Origin of the sequence: Microvirga arabica, assembly GCF_016811235.1 — a bacterium.
In the GTDB taxonomy this organism is placed as follows: domain Bacteria; phylum Pseudomonadota; class Alphaproteobacteria; order Rhizobiales; family Beijerinckiaceae; genus Microvirga; species Microvirga arabica.
The window spans coordinates 1-768 of record NZ_JAFBID010000220.1; the positions used below are offsets into that span (position 1 = coordinate 1).

Below are 768 nucleotides of genomic sequence, written 5' to 3' on the forward strand. Positions count from 1 at the left end.
CTCGCTTTCGGCACGATCCCGCCGCCTATCTGGCTGCTCTCGAACAGCAGGCCCGCCAGCTAACTTTGCCATCCTAGTTTTTTTGAAGCTGTAGCCCTGGCGGCGGAATCAGTGCGAGATCGAAGCGGGTGAGCCGCGCCGTTTCTTCCGGAGGCTGATTGGCTTGAATTCTACGCGGCCATTGGCATGATCCCAAGCTGGGCATAGTAGGCGGCTTCCGGCTCGACGGGCGGGATGTTGCCGATAGGCTCGAGCAGGCGCCGGTTGTTGAACCAGCCGACCCATTCGAGGGTGGCGAACTCGACAGCCTCAAAGGAGCGCCACGGACCACGCTGATGGATCACTTCGGTCTTGAAGCGCCCGATGACGGTTCCGCTAGGACATTGTCGTACGAGGCCCCGACACTGCCGACCGATGGCTCGATGCCCGCCTCGGCGAGGTGCTCGGTGTACTTGATCGACATGGAGAGGTCGAGATCCGCTACGTCATTCCGACCAACCCTGCCGGTGAAGCCACTCGGTTTTGTCATTTGCATTCAGACTATCGAGAGGCTCTGGGCGAGGCTCAAGGAGTAGCGGGTTGTTGCAGCCTGCTATGTGAAGACGGCCCGATCCTTCATGGGCGTACCCAGTCTCGCTGCCACTCTCGACTGGATCAAGCACTAACAGGCCGTAGCACTACAGTTGCACCCTTCGTTTGCGATGTGAGATTTGTGCCATCGCCTGATGCGCGCGTCGCCACGCGGACCAGGCGATCACGAGGGCAGGC

The 768-nt window shown here is 60.5% G+C and carries 1 pseudogene; it reads right to left on the reverse strand.

Going from position 1 to position 768, the window contains the following annotated elements:
• Window positions 1-170: 170 nt before the first annotated feature.
• Window positions 171-463 (reverse strand): annotated as a pseudogene (locus tag JQC81_RS32585) (integrase core domain-containing protein); the annotation flags it as partial.
• Window positions 464-768: the final 305 nt, after the last annotated feature.